An 18,654-nucleotide genomic window follows, 5' to 3' on the forward strand; every position below is an offset into this window, starting at 1 on the left:
AAACGCGGCGGCCGGCACCGCCGATCGGCCTATGCGGGACGGCAGAGGAAAAGCCGGCCCGCGCCTCAGCTCCCCCCGTCGATCGTCCGCGTCGGGGTGACGCCCTCCGGCTTGCCGACCAGCACGGTCAGCAGCGTCGCCGGGTCGAGCAGGCGCCGCGCGACGCGCTTGATGTCGTCCTGGGTCACCGCGTTGATGTAGCGGTCGCGCTGGTTCAGGTAGTCGATGCCGAGATTGTCGCGCTTCACCTGCAACAGGATGCGGGCGATGGCCTGGGTCGAGCCGAGTTGCAGCGGGAAGGAGCCGGTCAGGAAGGTCTTGGCGTCGGCCATCTCCCGGTCGGTCAGGCCGTCCCTGGCCATGCGCGCCCATTCCTGGCGGATGATGTCCAGCGCCTGACCGGCCTTGGCGTTGACGGTGGAACCGCCGGCCATCACCAGCGCCGCATGGTCCATCGGGATCAGGTAGCTGTAGACGCCATAGCTGAGGCCGCGCTTCTCGCGCACCTCCTCCATCAGGCGGGAGCCGAAGCCGCCGCCGCCCAGCACATAATTCATCACCGTGGCGGCGTACCAGTCGGGATCGTCGCGCTTCACCCCCGGCTGGCCCATCAGCATGACGGTCTGCGCCGTCGGCCGCGGCAGCAGGATGGTCTGGCCCTGCCCGGACATCGTCACATCCGCGACCGGCTTCGCCTCGGCCTTGGCCGGCAGGGCGCCGAACACCCGGTCGAGCGCCTTGCCGAGATCGTCGGGCGAGATGTCGCCGGTGGCGGCGACCACCAGCCGGTCACGGCCGAACTGATTTTTCACGAAGCCGCGCAGATCATCCGGGGTGATGGCGGGAAGGGTTTCGAGGCTGCCCCGGCTCTCGCCGCCATAGGGGTGATCGGGGAAGGCGGTGGCGTAGAACTGGCGCCGGGCCACATAGTTGGGATCGGCGAGATCCCGCTTCAGGCCGGCCATGATCGAGGCCCGCATGCGGTCCAGCGAGTCGGGCGTGAAATGCGGCTCGGTCAGGGCGAGCCGGGTCAGGTCCAGCGCATCGTCGCGATTCTCGGTCAGGGTGCGCAGCGATCCGCTGAAGCCGTCGCGCCCCGCGGTGAAGCCGAGCGCGATCGCCTTGTCCTGAAGCCGGGCCTGGAAGGCCTGCGAGTCGTAGGGGCCGGCGCCTTCGTCCAGCATGGTGGTGGCGAGGTTGGCCAGCCCCTCCTTGCCCTTGGGGTCGGTGCCGCCGGCCCCGTCGAAGACCCATTCCAGCGCCAGCACCGGAACCTTGTGGTCCTCGACAAGCCACGCCTCGATCCCGCCGGGGCTGACTACCCGCCTGATGTCCATGGCCCGGGCGGGGAGGGCGAGGGCGAGGATGGCGAGCAGCAGCGTGGCGACGCCCGCCCGCATGGAGAAATGACGCACGCTCATCCTCAACTGTCCTTTCCCGTCGGCGGCAGCAGCAGGCCGGTGACGTGGTTGGTCTGGCTCAGCACGGCGCGGGCGGCGGCGTTGACCTGATCGGCGGTGACGGCATCGATGCGCACCGGCCAGTTTTCCACCTCGTCGAGGCTCTGGCCGGTGGCGAGTGCCGCACCCAGCGTCTGCGCCGGACCGGTCAGGCTGTCGCGGGCGTAGGCCGCGGCGGCCAGCATGCGCTTGCGGGCGGTGGCCACCTCCTCCTCCGTCACGCCGGAGGCCAGCAGCTTGTCGACCTCGGCCCACAGCGCCGATTCCAGCTTGTCCATCGGCACCCCGGCGGCCGGGCTGGCGCCGACGCTGAGCGTCGCCATGTCCCAGGCGGTCGGGCCATAGCCGAGCCAGGCCGAGGTGGCGAGCTTCTGGTCGATCACCAGACTGCGGTAGAGGCGCGAGGTGCTGCCGCCGCTCATGATCTCGGCCAGCACCTGCAACGCGTAGGCCTGCTGGCTGGGGTCGAGGCGGTAGGAGGGGGCGACCCACAGGCGGCGGACCGAAGGCTGGCGCACCTCGGCGTCACGCAGGACCACCTGACGCGACGAGGTCAGCGGCGGTTCGGTCACGCGGCGGCGCTCCGGCACCGGGCGGGCGGGAATGGCGCCGTAATAGCGTTCGGCCAGAGGTTTCAACTCGGCCGCCGTCACGTCGCCCGACACCACCAGGATGGCGTTGTTGGGTGTGTACCAGGTCTTGTAGAAGCGCTCCGCCATCTCGCGGGTCAGGGCCGACATCTCCTGCGGCCAGCCGATCACCGGGGTGCCGTAGGGGTGGTGGACGAACAGGGTGGCGTTGATCTGCTCGCCGATGCGGTCGGCCGGCTCGTTCTCGATGCGCTGGCGCCGCTCCTCGATGATGACGTCGCGCTCGGGATAGACCACCGCGTCGGTCAGCTTCAGGTTGGCCATGCGGTCGGCCTCCATCCGCATCACCATCTCCAGCCGGTCGCGGGCGACATTCTGGTAATAGGCGGTGTAGTCGTAGCTGGTGAAGGCGTTGTCGCGTCCGCCATTCTTGGCGATGATCCGGCTGAATTCGCCGGGCTGGATGGTGTCCGTTCCCTTGAACATCAGATGTTCCAGGAAGTGGGCGATGCCGGACTGGCCGCGCTCCTCGTCGGCCGCCCCCACCCTGTACCAGACCATGTGGGTCACCACCGGCACCCGGTGGTTGGGGATGACCACGACCTGCATGCCGTTGGCCAGGGTGAAGCTTTCGGGGAAGAACACCCCCTTTTCCGCCGCCTGGGCGGGCCGGATCCCGAGGGGTATCGGCATCGGCGCCGGCGTCGGCGGAGCGGCGACGGTCAAGGTCAGGGCGAGAAGTCCGGCCGCGGCGAGGCGGCGGGCTGAGGAACAGGCGGGCATGGGGGCTCCCGGAGCAGGAGGTCCGAATCGAAAGGGGCGCCCTCCGCTGGGAAAGGCGCCCCCCGAAACTGGTGTGATGCCGCGCCCGGGACAAGGCTCGACCATGCGAGGCGAACCGTGCGGGCGCGGGCGGGGTCCGTTTAGAACAGCCCCTCCAGCGGCGCCTTGCGCTTGCGCTCGATGGTCGGGGTGGCGGCGCCGTCGACCGGCTTGCCCTGGGCCTGGGCCTCGCGCAGGCGCTGCTGCTCCTTGCCGGGATCGACGATGGAGACCGGCGGCTCTTGCGTCTGCCAGAACAGCAGCGAATCGATCCAGCTCTTGTCGGCGACGATCAGCTGGGTGGTTTCCTGATCGACCTTGGCGCGGATGTTGGGGTCGATACCGTCGCGCGCCGCCGCCTGGGCGACCAGCGACTTCTCGCCCGCCGTCGAACCGGCGGTCTTCGCCGCGCCGCGCGCGGCGTTGCCGAACACGGCGCCGGCGGCGGTCTGGGTCGGGGTGGCGTCCTGCGGGCGCGCGGCGCCGGGGCGCGGCTTGGGCAGATCCTGCATGCTGGGCGGCAGGGTCAGCGGAGCGCGGGAAACGACGGAGAATTCGTCGGGGCTCTGGCGGTCGAGACCGATCGACCGGCGCACATCCGAGCAGCCGGCGAGCGTCATCGCCGCGAGCGCCAGCCCGATGAGCGGAAGCCGCGCCAACGGAAGCCGATTCCGGGGGAAGGAGAGGGCGGAGGAGATGCTGGTCACGTTCGGAGGATCCCGTCGTCTGTCACGTCGTTGCGACCCGGCTCGGAGGTCGAGGCCGCATGGTCAGCGCTCGCCGGAGGTTATAGCGCCACCGGCGACGGAACTCTTACGACTTTTCGCGGCCCGCGAACAGTCCGTCGATCAGCAGCAGGACCACGCCGACGCTGATTCCGCTGTCGGCCACGTTGAAGGCCCAGAAATGCCAGCCGGCGAGATGGAAATCGAGGAAGTCGACCACCGCGCCATGCATCAGCCGGTCGGCGACATTCCCCACCGCCCCGCCGATGATGAAGCCGAGCGCCAGCGCCACCAGCCGCCGTTCGGCCTGCCGCAGCCAGGAGATCAGGCAGACGGCGATCACCGCGGCGACGGCGCTGAGGATGTAGGGCATCATCGCCCCGCCGCCGGCGAAGGTGCCGAAGCTGACGCCGAAGTTCCACACCAGAACGAGGTTGAAGAAGGAGGTCACCTCGATGACATGCGGCACCGGCTGCATGACCTGTTCGAGGATCCACCATTTGCTGATCTGGTCGAGGGCGACGACGATCACGGCGACGATCAGCCCGAACAGCCAGTGGGAATGGGTTCGGTTGGCGACGAAGGCGTTCATGGGGCCATACATCTTTCTTCTCCCCTCCGGGGAGAGGGTCGGGGTGAGGGAGATGCGCGGCGACGGGCGTCCGGCGGGCGGATCCCCCTCACCCTAACCCTCTCCCCGCTTTCGGCGGACCGGAGGTCCGTCTGTCGCGTCAGCGCAAAGGAAGTTTGCACGTGAGCGGGGGGGAGAGGGGATAGAGCCGCGGCTGTGGAGGCTGACCTCATGCCACCGCGTCGGCGCAGCGGACGCAGAGCGTCGGATGATCGGCGACCGTGCCGACCTCCTCCAGGACCTTCCAGCAGCGCTCGCACTTGCCACCCTCGGCCAGAGCCGGGGCGACGGCGATGCCGGGAACGTCGGGCAGGGTGAAGGCGCCCTCCGGCGCCGCCGCGTCCGTCACCTCGATGGCCGAGGTGATGCAGACATCCTGGAAATCGACATCGGCCAGCAGGGCCTTGGTCGCGGCGTCGACGAAGACGGTCGGATCGGCCTGGAGAGACGAGCCGATGGTCTTGTTGGCGCGCTCCAGCTCCAGGGCGCCGGTGACGACGCGGCGGACGGTGCGCACCGTCTCCCACTTGGCCGCCAGCGCATCGTTCCGCCACGCCGCCGGCACCTCGGGGAAGCCGCGCAGATGCACGCTCTCCTCGCTCCAGCCCAAACCCTCAGGCCGGGCGAGCCATGCCTCCTCCGCGGTGAAGCAGAGGATCGGGGCGAGCCAGGCGGTCAGGGTGGAGAACAGATGCTCCATCACCGTCCGCACCGAGCGGCGGCGCACCGAATCGACCGCGTCGCAATAGAGGCTGTCCTTGCGGACGTCGAAATAGAATGCCGACAGCTCGACCGCGCAGAAGTTATGCAGCGCGACGAACAGGGCGTGGAAGTCGTAGGCATCGACCTTCTCGCGGACCAGCGTGTCCAGCTCCGACAGGCGGTGCAGGACCCAGCGCTCCAGCTCCGGCATCTCCGCGGCGTCGATCCGCTCGGCCGGGCCGTAGTCGGCCAAGGCGCCCAGCAGGTAGCGCAGGGTGTTGCGCAGGCGGCGGTAGAGGTCGGCCTGGGTCTTGATGATCTCCTTGCCGATGCGCAGATCCTCCGAATAGTCGGAGTTGATGATCCACAGCCGCAGGATGTCGGCGCCATACTGGTCGCAGACCTCCTGCGGGGCCACCACGTTGCCGAGCGACTTGGACATCTTGCGGCCCTGCTCGTCGAGCACGAAGCCGTGGGTCAGCACCGCGTTGTAGGGCGCCCGGCCGCGGGTGCCGCAGCTTTCCAGCAGCGAGGAGTGGAACCAGCCGCGATGCTGGTCGGAGCCTTCCAGATAGAGGTCCGCCGGCCAGGCCAGCTCCTCCAGCCGCTGCTCCAGCACGAAGGCGTGCGAGGAGCCCGACTCGAACCAGACGTCGACGATGTCGCGGACCTGCTCGAACTCGTCGGCGGCATAGGAATTGCCGAGGAAGTCCTGGGGATCGCGGGCGAACCAGGCGTCGGCGCCCTCCTGCTGGAAGATGTCGGCGATGCGGGCGAACACCGCCTCGTCACGCAGGACCTCACCGGTCGCCTTGCGCACGAACAGCGCGATCGGCACACCCCAGGCGCGCTGGCGGCTGATGCACCAGTCGGGGCGGCTCTCGATCATCGAGCGGATGCGGTTCTCGCCCTGCGGCGGCACCCAGCGGGTATCGGAGATCGCCTGCAAGGCCACCTTGCGCAGCTCGTTCGTCTCCATCGAGATGAACCATTGCGGCGTGGTGCGGAAGATCAGCGGCGCCTTGGACCGCCAGCTGTGCGGGTAGCTGTGCTTGATGCGGTTGCTGGCCAGCAGCGATCCGACCTCCCCGAACGCCTCCAGCACCGCCTTGTTGGCGGGGCCGGGCTTGCCCTGGTCGGTGTAGACGGCCAGACCGGCGAACAGCGGGACATGGGCGTAATAACGCCCGTCCTCGCCCACCGTCTGCGGCACCTCGATGCCGTTGGCCTGGCCCAGGCGGAAGTCGTCCTCGCCATGGCCGGGGGCGATGTGGACGAAGCCCGAGCCGGCGTCGGTCGTCACGAAATCGCCGGCCAGCAGCGGCACCTTGAAGTCATAGCCCTTGCCGTTCAGCGGGTGGCGGCAATAGGTGCCGGCGAGGCGCGAGCCGGGGAAGCGGTGCAGCTGCTTCCACTCGGTGATGCCGGTCTCCCGAGCCACGCTCTCCGCCAGCGCCGTGGCGAGCACGAGGCGCTCGCCGACCACCGCCTTGGAGCCTTCCGCGACCGCCGTGACCTTGAAGGTCGCGTATTCGATCTCGTCGCCATAGGCGATGGCGCGGTTGCCCGGCAGGGTCCAGGGGGTGGTGGTCCAGATGACGATGCTGGCCTCGTCGACCTCCGGTGCCGAGGAGCCCCAGACGGGGAAGCGGGCGAAGACGGTGGTGGAGGTGTGGTCGTGGTATTCGACCTCGGCGTCGGCCAGCGCGGTCTTCTCGACCACCGACCACATCACCGGCTTGAAGCCCTTGTAGAGGCCACCGTTGAGCGCGAACTTGTGGATCTCGCGGACGATCTGCGCCTCAGCCGGGAAGGTCATGGTGGCGTAGGGCCGCTTCCAGTCGCCCTCGACGCCGAGCCGGCGGAACTCGGCGGCCTGGATGCCGACCCATTCCTCGGCGAACTGGCGGCATTCGGCGCGGAACTGGATGATCGGGACGTCATCCTTGTTCTTGCCGGCCTTGCGGTATTTCTCCTCGATCTTCCATTCGATGGGCAGGCCGTGGCAGTCCCAGCCGGGGACATAGTCGGCGTCGAAGCCCTGCATCTGGCGGAAGCGGACGATCACGTCCTTCAGGATCTTGTTGACGGCGTGACCGATGTGGATGTTGCCGTTGGCGTAGGGCGGGCCGTCATGCAGCACGAACTTCTTGCGGCCCTTGGCGCCGGCGCGCAGCTTGCCGAACAGGTCCATCTCGGCCCAGCGCTTCAGCAGCTCGGGTTCCTTGGTCGGCAGGCCGCCGCGCATGGGGAAGTCGGTGCGGGGCAGGAAGACGGTCGATTTGTAATCGCGGGTCATATCGGATCCCTGGGGGAAAGCATCACCGTCGGGCGGCAGGCAGGACGAGCCGTCACGCCACCCGGAACACAGCAGGTCTCTATCCCGGCCCTCCTCAGAGAGCCGGGCCGGTAATTCGCGCGCGATGCGCCGGGGCGCGCATCATCATCGGGATCCGCAACGAGACGTCCATGGCGCCGGATATTAGCGGCGCGGGCCGCGCGGTCAAGGATCGCTCACAGGCGCCCCAGGGTAATCTTGTTCCGCTCCGGAGCGGCGATGTCCGGCCGGGAACCCTTCCTTCCTTACGGGGGGCTCGAGGGGCGATGCCCGCCGCAGGCCGGCCTCGCTCCGGTGTGCGCTCACTTCTCGGTGGCCATAATATTCATAATATTTCTTAGCGTGCCTAGTGAATACGAGCGCATTATTTTGCGCATCAATGAAAAATACAAGCGCGTGTGTATTATTTTGTGACAAGAATCCATTTGCATTATTTTTTTATCGAGACTGTAATTGAGTCGAACGCAAGAATTTGCGTTCAAATAATATGATCAATTATTATCTTTCATATCTGTGTGTGCTGCCTGAAAAAGCATAGCACAAGCAAGCAAAGGGAGTTTCGAATGTCGGATGTCGCAGAGGCTATCCCGACCACTCGGGTGGTCAGCAAGGACATGGTGAAATCCGCCGAGGATATGTTCGCGCAAGGCGTCACGTTGTCGGACGCGGCGGTCTTCCTCTACGGTGACTATGCTCCGAACATCAACGATCTGGCGGAGGTGCTGATCGCCGTGTGGGCCGATTCCCTGGGGGTCGGCACGGCCAGCCCCAACACGAGCAAGCTGACCAACACGCTCTACAACGCCGGTGGCGACGCCAGCGGCGGCAATTGGACCCGCAACGACTGCCAGAAGGCCGCGCAGAAGGTCTACGGCGTCTGGCACAGCGGCCTCGTCCGCAAGAGCCTGTCGGACACGGGCGCCATTCCCTATCCCTCGACCAATGTCTACTCATCGCCGGACATCATCTGCAACGGGGCGACCAGGGCGACGGACCAGCAGCTCTCGACCTGGACGTCGACCTCGGGATGGAACACGGCCCCCTGGGTCAATCCGGTCAACGGCCAGAATTACGTTTATGTCCGTGAGAAGAACCTTTTCCCGGATCAGCTCGGCGGCTCGGTGTCGCTGTACGCCTACCGTGCCAGCATCGGCATGAGCCTGCCGTCGACCTGGCAGCTCATCCGCACGGAAAGCGGCGCCGCCCGCGCGGTCGTGCAGGCGGTCGCCCAGAACGCCATCGGCATCAACAGCCTGGATCCCTTCCTCTTCAACCCGGGCAGCTCGGGCCCCGAGCATGTATGCTTCGTGGCGCTGTTCTCGACCTCCTATTTCCGCAACCCGAGGCCGAGCGACAACAACTTCGACGCGGTGCGCTGGCTGACCTGGAACGGCAGCACCGGCTGGCACAACGCCGATGTGCCGAGCACCAAGGCGCTGGCGCTCGGTCTCGCCAACCTCAACGCGACGTCCGAGGCGTTCCGGATCGAGGCGGTCTGCAACAATGTTCCGGTGGGCACCACCGTGCGGTTGGTGTCGACCGACGCCCAGGGCGGTTTTGACAGCGGCGCGCTGCGAGCCACCCGTCCGGATGAGGTGCTGTCGCTCACCGTGACGCTCCCCGGCAAGCATGACGGCACCGTCAACGTGACCGTTCTGACGGCGGACGGCAAGGCGCTGCCGAAGGGAGCGGAGATCGACCTGCGTTATCATTGGCTCGTCGAACCCGATCATCCGGAGTTCGTCGAGGTCGCCCGCCATCTGCTCCTCACCCGGAGCGGCCTGGAGGCGGATGGCCGCGGCGCGCTCTACATGGGCAACTTCCTGCTGACGGGCGGCGCCTGATCGCATACCGGGCGTCCGGCTGGTCTCCGCCCCGGCGGGGCCGGCCGGACGCCTTTTCGTCGCGGACGCCGCAAGCGGGAGCCGCGCGATCCCCTTTGACCGTGATCGCCGTCAAAGGAAGCCGGGTTCCTCCTCATCGTCATATCCGATGATGAGAAATTCAAATCCATGTCATTTACCCATGTGAAATAAGAATAATGCGAATGGATTAGGGGGAGACGAGATGTCGGATTTTGAGGATGTCGCGGATGTCGAGCGGGGGATCAATTCGGATCTCGTCAATTCCGCCGAGGGCCTGTTCGCCCAGGATGCGACGCTGTCGGAGGCGGCGACCTATCTTTACGCGAACCATAATCCGAACATCGATGATCTCGCCACGGTCCTGACCGCGATATGGGCCGAGTCCCTGGGGGTCGGCTCCGCCGATCCCAACACGGCCAAGCTGACCAACACCCTCTACAACGCCGGCGGCGACGCCAGCGGCGGCAATTGGAGCTACGATTCCTGCCGGGATGCCGCGCGGAAGGTGTTCACCGTGTGGCACGGCGGGCTCATCCGCAAGAGCCTGACGGATCGGGGCACCATTCCCCAGCCATCGGCCGGCTTCCACGGGTCGCCGGACATCATCAGCAACGGGCCGGTCAAGGCGACGTGGGCGCAGCTCGCGGCCTGGACTTCGGCTCTGGGCTGGCGGAGAGCTCCCTGGGTCGATTCCGCCGGCGACCGGACCTATCTCTACGTCCGCGAGAGGAACCTCTTTCCGGACCGGCTCGGCGGCACGGTGTCGCTGTTCGCCTGCCGCGCCGGGATCGGCATCGGCCGACCATCGGACTGGCAGCTCGTCGGCGCCACCGGCGATGGCGATACGGCGGGCGCGGCGATCCCCACCGTCGGCCGCAACGCCATCGGCATCAACAGAACGACGCCGTTCGTCTTCGACCCGGCCGGTTCGCGCCACCCGGACCCGTGCTTCGTGGCGCTGTTCTCGACCCCCTATTTCCGCAACCCGCCGCCGGGCGACCGGAATGCCGAGGTGGCGCAATGGCTGGCCTGGAACGGCGCCGCCGGCTGGCGCAGCACCGCGGTGGCGGGCACGGCGCCACGGACGCTGGGCCTCGCCAACCTCGACGCGACGCCCGAGAGGTTCCGCATCGACGCGGTCTGCCATGACGTCCCGGTGGGCACCCTGCTGTGGTTGCGATCGGCCGATGACGAATGCGCGATCGACGAATGCGCGATCGATGGCCGCGCGATCGATGGCGGCTGGGTCGGTGGCGGCCCGCTGACGGTGACCCGGCCGGACCAGCGGCTGTCGCTCATGGTGACCCTTCCCGGCAACCATGACGGGGCCGTCGCCGTGACCGTCCTGGCGCCGGACGGCGGAGCCTTGCCCAAGGGGGCGGCGATCGACCTGCGCGCCTTCTGGCTCGCCGCCCCGACGGGGCTGGAGGCTGCCGGCCACGCCGCGCTCTTCATGGGCAACTTCATCCTGACCGGCGGCGGCTGATCACTCCTCCCCGGCCTGAAAGACCGGCGGGGGATCAAATAGCGCTGGCAACCGGCCGGCGGCAAAATTACGGTGTCCCGGCCGAGTGGGTCCGGGGTGCCGGCCGTTCGCCGCACTCGGCGCGAGCGGGAGCTTTTTTCTGGCATGATCGACCAGCGGACGAGCGACTTCCTGTCGGAATTCCTTGCCTCTCCCAACCGGGACCCCGCGGTGCTCGACCGTTTCCTGTTGCATGGGCCGGAACGCGGGGGCCGGGCGGCCAGGCCGCGCCTGAAGATCGCCTTCTTCGATTTCTGGCCGGAGTTCGATCCGTCCGCGAATTTCTTCGTTGAGATCCTGTCGTCCCGCTTCGACGTCTCGGTCGTCGACAATGACAGCGACCTCGCCATCCTGTCGGTGTTCGGCGAGCGCCACCGCGAGGCGCGGACCGCCCGCGCCCTGTTCTTCACCGGCGAGAATGTGCGCCCGCCGCTCGACGGCGTCGACATGTCGGTGTCGTTCGACCGCATCGACCATCCCCGGCATTACCGCCTGCCGCTCTATGTGATGCATGCCTGGGACCACCGGCGCGAAGGGGCGACCCCGCATTTCTGCCATCCGGTCCTGCCGCCGGTGCCGCCGACGCGGGAGGAGGCGGCCAAGCGGAAATTCTGCGCCTTCCTCTACAAGAATCCCCACTGCGCCCGCCGCAACGACTTCTTCCAGATGCTGTGCGCCCGTCGCCATGTGGAGTCGGTCGGCTGGCTGCTGAACAACACCGGCAGCGTGGTGAAGATGGGCTGGCTGCCGAAGATCCGCGTCTTCGCGCGCTACCGCTTCGCCTTCGCCTTCGAGAACGCCGCCCATCCCGGCTACCTGACCGAGAAGATCCTGGACGCCTTCCAGGCCGGGACGGTTCCGCTCTATTGGGGCGATTCCGGCGTCCTGCGCGATGTCGCCGCCGGCAGCTTCATCGACGTGTCGCGCTACGCCTCCGACGAGGAGGCCATCGAGGCGATCCTGGCCATCGACGACGATTACGACAGCTACCGCCGTTATCGCGGCACGGCGCCCTTCCTCGGCACCGAGGATTTCTATTTCGATGCCTATCGTCTGGCCGAATGGATCGAAAGCCGCCTGTAAGAGGCAATTCGCGGAGATCATGATGAAGGGGAGGGCGTCGCGATGAAGCGTGTGCTGCTGAACTATGCCGACGGCGCCTTCACCACAGCGCAGAAATACAACGCCAAGACCGGCCTGTCGGTGGGTGGTTTCGAGGGCGTGGCGATGATGGGGCGGCGGCACATCGATGCCGGCTTCGCCGCCCGCAACGCGCATATCCTCGGCCAGCCGCGCGGCGCCGGCTATTGGCTGTGGAAGCCCTATTTCATCGACCTGCTGTTGCGCGAGCATCTGCGGGACGGCGACATCCTGTTCTACAGCGACAGCGGCGCCCATTTCGTCCACAGCGCCGATCCGGTGATCGAGCTGTGCCGCCAGCGGCGCGACCTTCCCCTTCTGCTGTTCACGCTGGAGGATGAGCACCGCAACAGCGTCTGGACCAAGCGCGACTGCTTCCACTACATGGGGCTGGACCAGCCGGCCTATGCCGGGGCGCCGCAAATCCTCGCCAGCTTCGTGGTCTGCGAGCGCGGGCCTGCGACGATGGCCTTCGTCGCGGAATGGCTGCGCCATGCCGAGGACGCCCGGATCCTCACCGACGCGCCCAATGAATGCGGCCTGCCGGACTATCCCGATTTCCGCGACCACCGCCACGACCAGAGCATCCTCAGCCTGCTCGGCCGCCGCTGCGGCGTGGCGACCATCCCCGACATCTCGCAATGGGGCGACGACCGCCGTCCGGCCGGGTTCCCCCGCATCATGGAACACACGCGCTGGCGGGATTAGGAGCGGCGATGGCGGACGGAGGGTTCAGGGGATGACAGGCTTCGCCCGCGCCGCGGCGGCGGAGGCCCGCGGCGATCTCCCGCAGGCCAGGGAGCTGTATCTCGACCTTCTGCGGGCCGACCCGCGCGATGCCGCCGCCCTGCACCGGCTCGCCATGGTCGAGCTGCGGCTGGGTCGTCCGGGGGAGGCGGTGACCCTGTTCCAGAAGTCGCTCGCCATCGCCCGGAACCTGGAGGTCCTTCTCGATTTCGGTGCGGCGATGGCCGGCATGGCCCGCTGGGATGCCGCCGCGACGGTCTATGCGGCGGCGCTGCGGGTCGGCCCCGACTCGGTCGATGCCCAGTATGGTCTGGCGCTCGCCCTGCACGGCCAGGGACGGCCGGGGGACGCCGAACCCCATTACCGCAAGGTTCTGGCCACCCACGCCCATCTCGGCGAGGTCCACAACAATCTCGGCGTCGCCCTGCTCGACCTCGGCCGCTTCGCCGAGGCCGCCGCCGCCCACCGCGAGGCGGTGCGGCTGGATCCCGGCGACGCCGCCGGCTGGGGCAAGCTCGGCGTCGCGCTCCAGCGGATGGGCGACGGCGGAGCGGCGGAGGCGGCCTTGCGCAAGGCCGCCGGCTTCGCCCCGCAGAGCGCCGAACACTGGTACAATCTCGCCTGTGTGCTGGAGGCGGGCGGTCGCGCGGCGGAGGCCGCCGGCGCCGCCCGGATCGCCGTCGCCCTCGACCCGGCGGAAGCCGCGAACTGGCTGGCGCTGGGCAACGCCGCCCAGGCCGCCGAGCGGCGGGAGGAGGCCTGGCGGGAAACGGCTTGGCGGGCGGCGGCGGCGGCGGTGCGGCTGGCGCCGTCCGATCCGGCGGCGCGCAACAATCTCGCCAACGCCCTGCGGTCGCTCGGCCGCCTGCGGGACGCGGTGGTGGAATACCGGGCGGCCCTGGCCCTGCAACCCGATTTCCCGGTCGCCGAGATCAATCTCGCGCTCGCCCTGTCGATCCTGCGCGAGGCGGAGGGGGCGCTGGCGGTCCTGCGCGGCCTGACCGCCCGGCAGCCGGCCAATGACGAGGCGTGGCGGCGGATGGGGCGCGTGCTGGTCGATGCCGTCCGGCCCGACCTCGCCGTCGCCGCCCTGCGCAACGCCATCGTCCTGCTGCCCGGCGATCCGGAGAGCCATGCCGATCTGGCGATGGCGGCGGCGATGTGCGACTGGAGCGGGCAGTCGGCCGAGGCCTGCCGGCGGGTGCTGCGGCTGGCGCCGGGGCACGCCGCCGCCCTCGGCCAGCTCTTCCGCCAGCAGCGGGCGCTTTGCGACTGGCGCGGGCTGGACGGGCTGGAGGCGCTGCTGCTCCGGCGGGCGCGGGAGGGGGCGGAGGGCGTGTCGCCGTTCGACCTGCTGTCCTGCGATTCGTCCCTCGCCGACCAGATGGCCGTGGCGGCCCGCTGGGCGGCGGCGAAGTCCCGCGACGCGGTCCCCGTAAATATGCCCGCCGCCATCCCGTCCGCCGCCGCGTCAGCCGACCGGCGCCTGCGCGTCGGCTACCTGTCGTCGGATTTCCGCGAGCATGCGATGGGCCATCTGATGGTCGACGCGCTGGAGACGCACGACCGCTCGCGCTTCGCCGTCACCGCCTATTCGACCGGCATCGACGACGGCAGCGCCCTGCGCCGGCGGTTCGAGCGCTCGCTGGAACGCTTCGTCGATCTGCGCCGCCACAGCGACGCCGATGCGGCTGCGGTGATCGCGGCGGACGGCGTCGACATCCTGGTCGACCTGACCGGCTTCACCACCTTCTCGCGCACCGCGATCCTGGCCGCCCGCCCGGCGCCGGTGCAGGTCAACTGGCTTGGCTATCCGGGAACGCTGGGCGCCTCCTTCGTCGACTACATCCTGGCCGACCCGACCGTGATCCTGCCGGGTGAGGAGCGCTTCTTCACCGAGCGGGTGGTGCGGCTGCCGGATTGCTACCAGCCCAACGACCGCCGGCGGGTCATCGCCGACGCCACGCCGTCGCGCGCGGCCTGCGGGCTGCCGGAGGACGGCTTCGTCTTCTGCTGCTTCAACAGCACCCACAAGCTGACGCCGGCCCTGCTCGACGGCTGGGCGCGCATCCTCGCGGCGGTGCCGGACAGCCTGCTCTGGCTCTATGCCGGAAATCCGCAGGCCGCCGACAACCTCCGGCGCGAGGGCGAGGCCCGCGGCAACGACCCCCGCCGCCTCGTCTTCGCCGCTCCCTTGCCCCATGCCGAGCATCTGGCGCGGCACCGGCTGGCCGACCTATTCCTCGACACGCTGCCCTACAACGCCCATACCACGGCCAGCGACGCCCTGTGGGCGGGGCTGCCGGTGCTGACGCGGCGGGGGACCACCTTCGCCGGGCGGGTGGCGGCCAGCCTGCTGCGGGCGGCCGGGCTGCCCGAACTGATCGTCGAGGACCAGCAGGCGTATGAGGCGGCGGCGATATCGCTCGCCCGCTCGCCCGGAAGGCTCCGCGACCTGCGGCACCGGCTGGCGCGCGCCCTGCCGACCTGTCCGCTGTTCGACACGCCGCGCTTCACCCGCCATCTCGAGGCGGCCTATCGCGCGATGTGGGACAATCACCGGTCCGGCGCCGGGCCGCGGCACATCACCATCGCCGCCGAAGCGGGGCCGGTCGGCTGGAACCCTGATCAGGAAGGAAAGGCATATGACAGTCGATGACAGCGCCGGACAGAGGCTTTCGCGGCGGCTCAACATCGTCGTTCCCTATCGGGACCGCGAAAGCCATCTGCGCGAGTTCGCTCCGTGGGTGAGCGCCTATTTCGATCGGCTGGAGCCGCCGATCGACTACCGCGTCACCATCGTCGAACAGGAGGACGGGCTGCCGTTCAACCGCGGGGCGTTGATGAATGCCGGCTTCCTGCTGGGCGAGGCGTGGAGCGACTATGCCTGTCTGCATGATGTCGATTATCTGCCGGTCGACGCCGATTATTCCTGGGCCGACCGCCCCACGCCCATCCTGTGGTATGGGGCCGAACAGCGGCCGGTGGCGCCGGGCGTTTCCGACCGTACGGTGACGACCAATCTGGAAAGCTCGATGGGCGGGGTTCTGCTGATGCCGAACGCGGTGATGCGGCAGGTCGATGGCTATTCCAACGGCTATTGGGGCTGGGGGTACGAGGATTTCGATTTCTCGCTGCGCATCCGGGCGCGGCAGCTTCCCACCAGCCGGCGCAAGGGGCGCTTCCAGCCGCTTGACCACCGCAACGACGGCTTTACCCCCGAGGCGGCGCCGTCGCCGATCTCCCTGGTCAACCGCCGGGTCTTCCAGGAGCTGTGGTCAACCGGCAAGATTCCGGCCGGCGACGGGCTGTCCTCGCTGGCCTTCGAGGTGCTGGACCGCCGCCCCTGCGCCGGCTGCATCGCGGGAGCGGAGGAGCGCTGGGAGATCGTCCGGGTCCGTTTCGCCCACGCCCCCCGGCCGGACCAGGCCGAGGCGGACCGCGCCGCCGCCCAGGCTCGCGAGGACGGCGCCTGAGGACGGCGACTGAACGGGGCGGCGTGCTTTCCGGAAAGGAAGGTTTGGGCGGCGGGCGCCGCCGCCCCTTCTCCTCACATGCTCGACTTGCCGCCATGGGCCGACGACCAGCCGACCGGGTCGTTCAGGAACTTCTCGACCTCGGACAGGGTGTTCTCGTCGAAATATCGGTTCTCGCGCGCGACCTTCAGCACGTCCCACCAGGTGCACAGCGCGTGCAGGCGCACGCCGATGGCGTCCATGTTGACCTTCGACTGCGGGAAGATGCCGTAGTGGAAGATGACGAAGGTGTCGGTCACCTGGGCGCCGCCGTTGCGCAGCGCGGTGACGAAATTCTCCTTGCTCTTGCCGTCGGTCGCCAGATCCTCGACCAGCAGGACGCGCTGCCCCTCGGTCAGCAGTCCTTCGATCTGGGCGTTGCGGCCGAAGCCCTTCGGCTTCTTGCGCACATACTGCATCGGCAGTTCCAGCCGGTCGGCGATCCAGGCGGCGAAGGGGATGCCGGCGGTCTCGCCGCCCGCCACCGCGTCGATGGCCTCATAGCCGATCTCGCGCTCGATGGTGGCGACGGCGAAATCCATCAGTGCCTTGCGGGCGCGCGGAAAGGACACGATGCGGCGGCAGTCGGTGTAGACCGGGCTGGCCCAACCCGAGGTGAAGATGAACGGCGTCTCGGCGTTGAAGTGCAGCGCCTTGATCTCCAGCAGGATCTTGGCCGCGGTGGCGGCGATGGTGGCCTGATCGGGCAGGGACGACATGACGGAGGCTCCGGGAAAACGGTGATCGCCGCCCTGTGTAGCGGGGGAGGGCGCGATTCGCAATTCCCGACGATCCCCCGCGGCGGTGACCCGAGCCGCCTTGCTCAGGCCGTCCGCACGCTGAGGATGTAGCTGTCGACCTCCGTCCGCAGCCGTTCCATTTCCCGGCGCAGTTCGGTCGCGGCGGCGGCCAGTTCGCCGGCGGTGCGGTCGGTGCCGACGATGGTGTCGTGCACGCCGGCCAGCGTGCCGGACATGGCCGTCACCGCGCCCGAGCCGTCATTCATCGCCCGCAGGATGCCCTGCGCCGCGTCCGACTGGCGCGACACCGAGTCGGCGATGGCCGCCCCGCTGTCGCGAACCGCCTCCACCGTGCTCGACACCCCGTCCATGGCCTGCACCGCATCGTCGACGATGGCCTGGATGCCGGCGATCTGGCCCTGGATGTCCTCGGTGGCGCGGGCGGTCTGGCCGGCGAGATTCTTCACTTCGTTGGCGACCACGGCGAAGCCCTTGCCGGCCTCGCCGGCGCGGGCGGCCTCGATCGTCGCGTTCAGCGCCAGCAGGTTGGTCTGGCTGGCGATGGAGTTGATCAGACCGACCACGTCGCCGATCCGTCGCGACGCGTCGGCAAGGTCCCTGATCCTGTGCGCCGCCTCGCCGGTCCGCTGGACGGCGTCGGCCGTCATCCGGGTGGCCTGCCCGCTGTGGCGGCCGACCTCGTCGATCAGCCCTCCCAGCCCGTCGGCGCCGGCCGCGGCGTCGCGCACGATGCGGGCGGCGCTGTCCGCGCGACCGCGCAGGTCGCCGATCTCGCCCGCCGCGCGCCCGGCATCCTCGGACATCAGGCCGGCGGTGGATTGCAGCTGCTCGCTGGTGGCGCCCAGGCCGCGCAGGATGGCCGCGGTCTGGTGGGTGAAACGGTCGGTCGCCTCGCCCAGGGTGGCGAGCTTGCGCAGATCCCGGGACTGCCGCTCTTCCTCCTCCGCCCTGCGGCGATCGAGATCGGCCGCCTGGCTCTGCATCAGCATCACGGCGGCGGTCACCCGGCCGATGGCGTCATCGACGGGATAGTCCAACGCGATGTCGCGTCGCCCATGGCCGATGCCGGCGATCCCGTCGGCGGCGCGGTCGAGCGGCCGGGTGATCGAGCGGCCGATGCCCAGCGCCAGGATCGCCGAGCCGACGATGGCCAGCGCGGTCACCGCGCCGATCAACGCGTAGGCATAGATCGTGATGGAGTCGGACTCCTTGCTGTTCGCCTGGTTCTCCGTCCGGATCAGGGTGGACAGGGCGTCGTTGCGGTCCTCCAACTGATGGAAGCGCTCCAGAAAGGCGGGAAGCCCGGCCTTCGCCTTCGCCGTGTCGCGCAGGGCCAGATCGACCAGATTTTCCGCCGCGCGGATATATTCCTCCATCGGGCCGAGCAGGTCGCCCACACCCTTTTCGACGGTGGGGCTGAGGGCGAGGCGCCGGTTGGCGTTCAGCGCCTCGCGGAAGGTCTCGGCATGTTCCTTGATGTCCTTGCGCACCTCCTCCCGTTCCGCCTCGGTTCCGTCCGGCCCGACCAGGAGGGCGGCGAGCACGTCGGCGCGCAAGGCATCGTGCATCATGTCGCCGGTCTGGTGGTTGGCCAGGGCTTCGGCCGTGGTCAGAACCTGCTCGTTCGCTCTGTCGACCACCCAAAGCGCCGAAATGCCGACGCCCCCCACGATCAGCAAAGCCAGAGCAAAGGACAAAGGCAGCAGAGAAAGTTTCCGGGACAATGTCAGAACGGACATTCGCGCAACCCTTCATTGGTGCACAAAATGGGTTTGGCGTATCATCCGTGCATCATAGGCAATTTAATGTGTGTTCTTCCATAGGGGTTTTTAG

At 68.5% G+C, this 18,654-nt stretch carries 13 protein-coding genes; 6 read left to right on the forward strand and 7 right to left on the reverse strand.

The genetic code is table 11. The features are described 5' to 3' along the window. Positions 1–65: 65 nt before the first annotated feature. The 5 genes from AZL_RS03690 to ileS all read right to left on the reverse strand — a co-directional run bounded on the left by AZL_RS03690 (position 66) and on the right by ileS (position 7,229). Complete coding sequence (locus AZL_RS03690) at positions 66–1,421, reverse strand: M16 family metallopeptidase (protein ID WP_012973326.1); 1,356 nt, start codon at positions 1,419–1,421, stop codon at positions 66–68. Between the two features lie 2 nt (positions 1,422–1,423). After that, positions 1,424–2,833 carry a M16 family metallopeptidase gene (locus AZL_RS03695; RefSeq protein ID WP_086935331.1) on the reverse strand — a complete coding sequence of 470 codons (1,410 nt, stop codon included), beginning with the start codon at positions 2,831–2,833 and terminating at the stop codon, positions 1,424–1,426. A 140-nt stretch (positions 2,834–2,973) separates the two neighbouring features. Then, positions 2,974–3,531: a DUF3035 domain-containing protein gene (locus tag AZL_RS03700; protein ID WP_247894263.1), complete on the reverse strand. Its 558-nt coding sequence runs from the start codon at positions 3,529–3,531 to the stop codon at positions 2,974–2,976. A 154-nt stretch (positions 3,532–3,685) separates the two neighbouring features. Then, positions 3,686–4,201, reverse strand: a complete 516-nt coding sequence (lspA, locus tag AZL_RS03705; RefSeq protein ID WP_012973329.1) for a signal peptidase II — start codon at positions 4,199–4,201, stop codon at positions 3,686–3,688. 196 nt (positions 4,202–4,397) lie between these two features. Further along, positions 4,398–7,229 (reverse strand): isoleucine--tRNA ligase, encoded by a 2,832-nt coding sequence (gene ileS, locus AZL_RS03710; RefSeq protein WP_012973330.1) that lies wholly within the window; start codon positions 7,227–7,229, stop codon positions 4,398–4,400. Positions 7,230–7,831: 602 nt separating this feature from the next. On the opposite strand from ileS, the gene AZL_RS03715 reads away from it, so the two are divergent. From AZL_RS03715 to AZL_RS03740, 6 genes are all read left to right on the forward strand, one after another. Then, positions 7,832–9,112, forward strand: coding sequence for a hypothetical protein (locus AZL_RS03715; RefSeq protein WP_148219182.1), 1,281 nt, complete (start codon positions 7,832–7,834; stop codon positions 9,110–9,112). Between the two features lie 223 nt (positions 9,113–9,335). Next, positions 9,336–10,619, forward strand: coding sequence for a hypothetical protein (locus AZL_RS03720; RefSeq protein ID WP_012973332.1), 1,284 nt, complete (start codon positions 9,336–9,338; stop codon positions 10,617–10,619). 144 nt (positions 10,620–10,763) lie between these two features. Beyond that, positions 10,764–11,741 carry a glycosyltransferase family 10 domain-containing protein gene (locus tag AZL_RS03725; RefSeq protein ID WP_042442472.1) on the forward strand — a complete coding sequence of 326 codons (978 nt, stop codon included), beginning with the start codon at positions 10,764–10,766 and terminating at the stop codon, positions 11,739–11,741. A gap of 42 nt (positions 11,742–11,783) precedes the next feature. Further along, entirely contained in the window at positions 11,784–12,506 is a 723-nt protein-coding gene (locus AZL_RS03730; protein WP_012973334.1) for a hypothetical protein, read from the forward strand. A gap of 31 nt (positions 12,507–12,537) precedes the next feature. After that, positions 12,538–15,204, forward strand: a complete 2,667-nt coding sequence (locus AZL_RS03735) for a tetratricopeptide repeat protein (RefSeq protein ID WP_012973335.1) — start codon at positions 12,538–12,540, stop codon at positions 15,202–15,204. Next, entirely contained in the window at positions 15,191–16,021 is an 831-nt protein-coding gene (locus tag AZL_RS03740) for a galactosyltransferase-related protein (protein ID WP_012973336.1), read from the forward strand. Before AZL_RS03735 ends, AZL_RS03740 begins: the two co-directional genes overlap by 14 nt. 74 nt (positions 16,022–16,095) lie before the next feature. Here the strand turns inward: AZL_RS03740 and AZL_RS03745 are convergent, their stop codons facing one another. Both AZL_RS03745 and AZL_RS03750 read right to left on the reverse strand, forming a co-directional pair. Then, positions 16,096–16,779, reverse strand: a complete 684-nt coding sequence (locus tag AZL_RS03745; RefSeq protein WP_012973337.1) for an orotate phosphoribosyltransferase — start codon at positions 16,777–16,779, stop codon at positions 16,096–16,098. 104 nt (positions 16,780–16,883) lie between these two features. Then, a complete protein-coding gene (locus AZL_RS03750; RefSeq protein ID WP_012973338.1) occupies positions 16,884–18,560 on the reverse strand; it encodes a methyl-accepting chemotaxis protein in 1,677 nt (558 codons plus the stop codon). Between the last annotated feature and the right edge of the window lie 94 nt (positions 18,561–18,654).

The organism is Azospirillum sp. B510 (genome assembly GCF_000010725.1).
Lineage (GTDB): Bacteria > Pseudomonadota > Alphaproteobacteria > Azospirillales > Azospirillaceae > Azospirillum > Azospirillum lipoferum_B.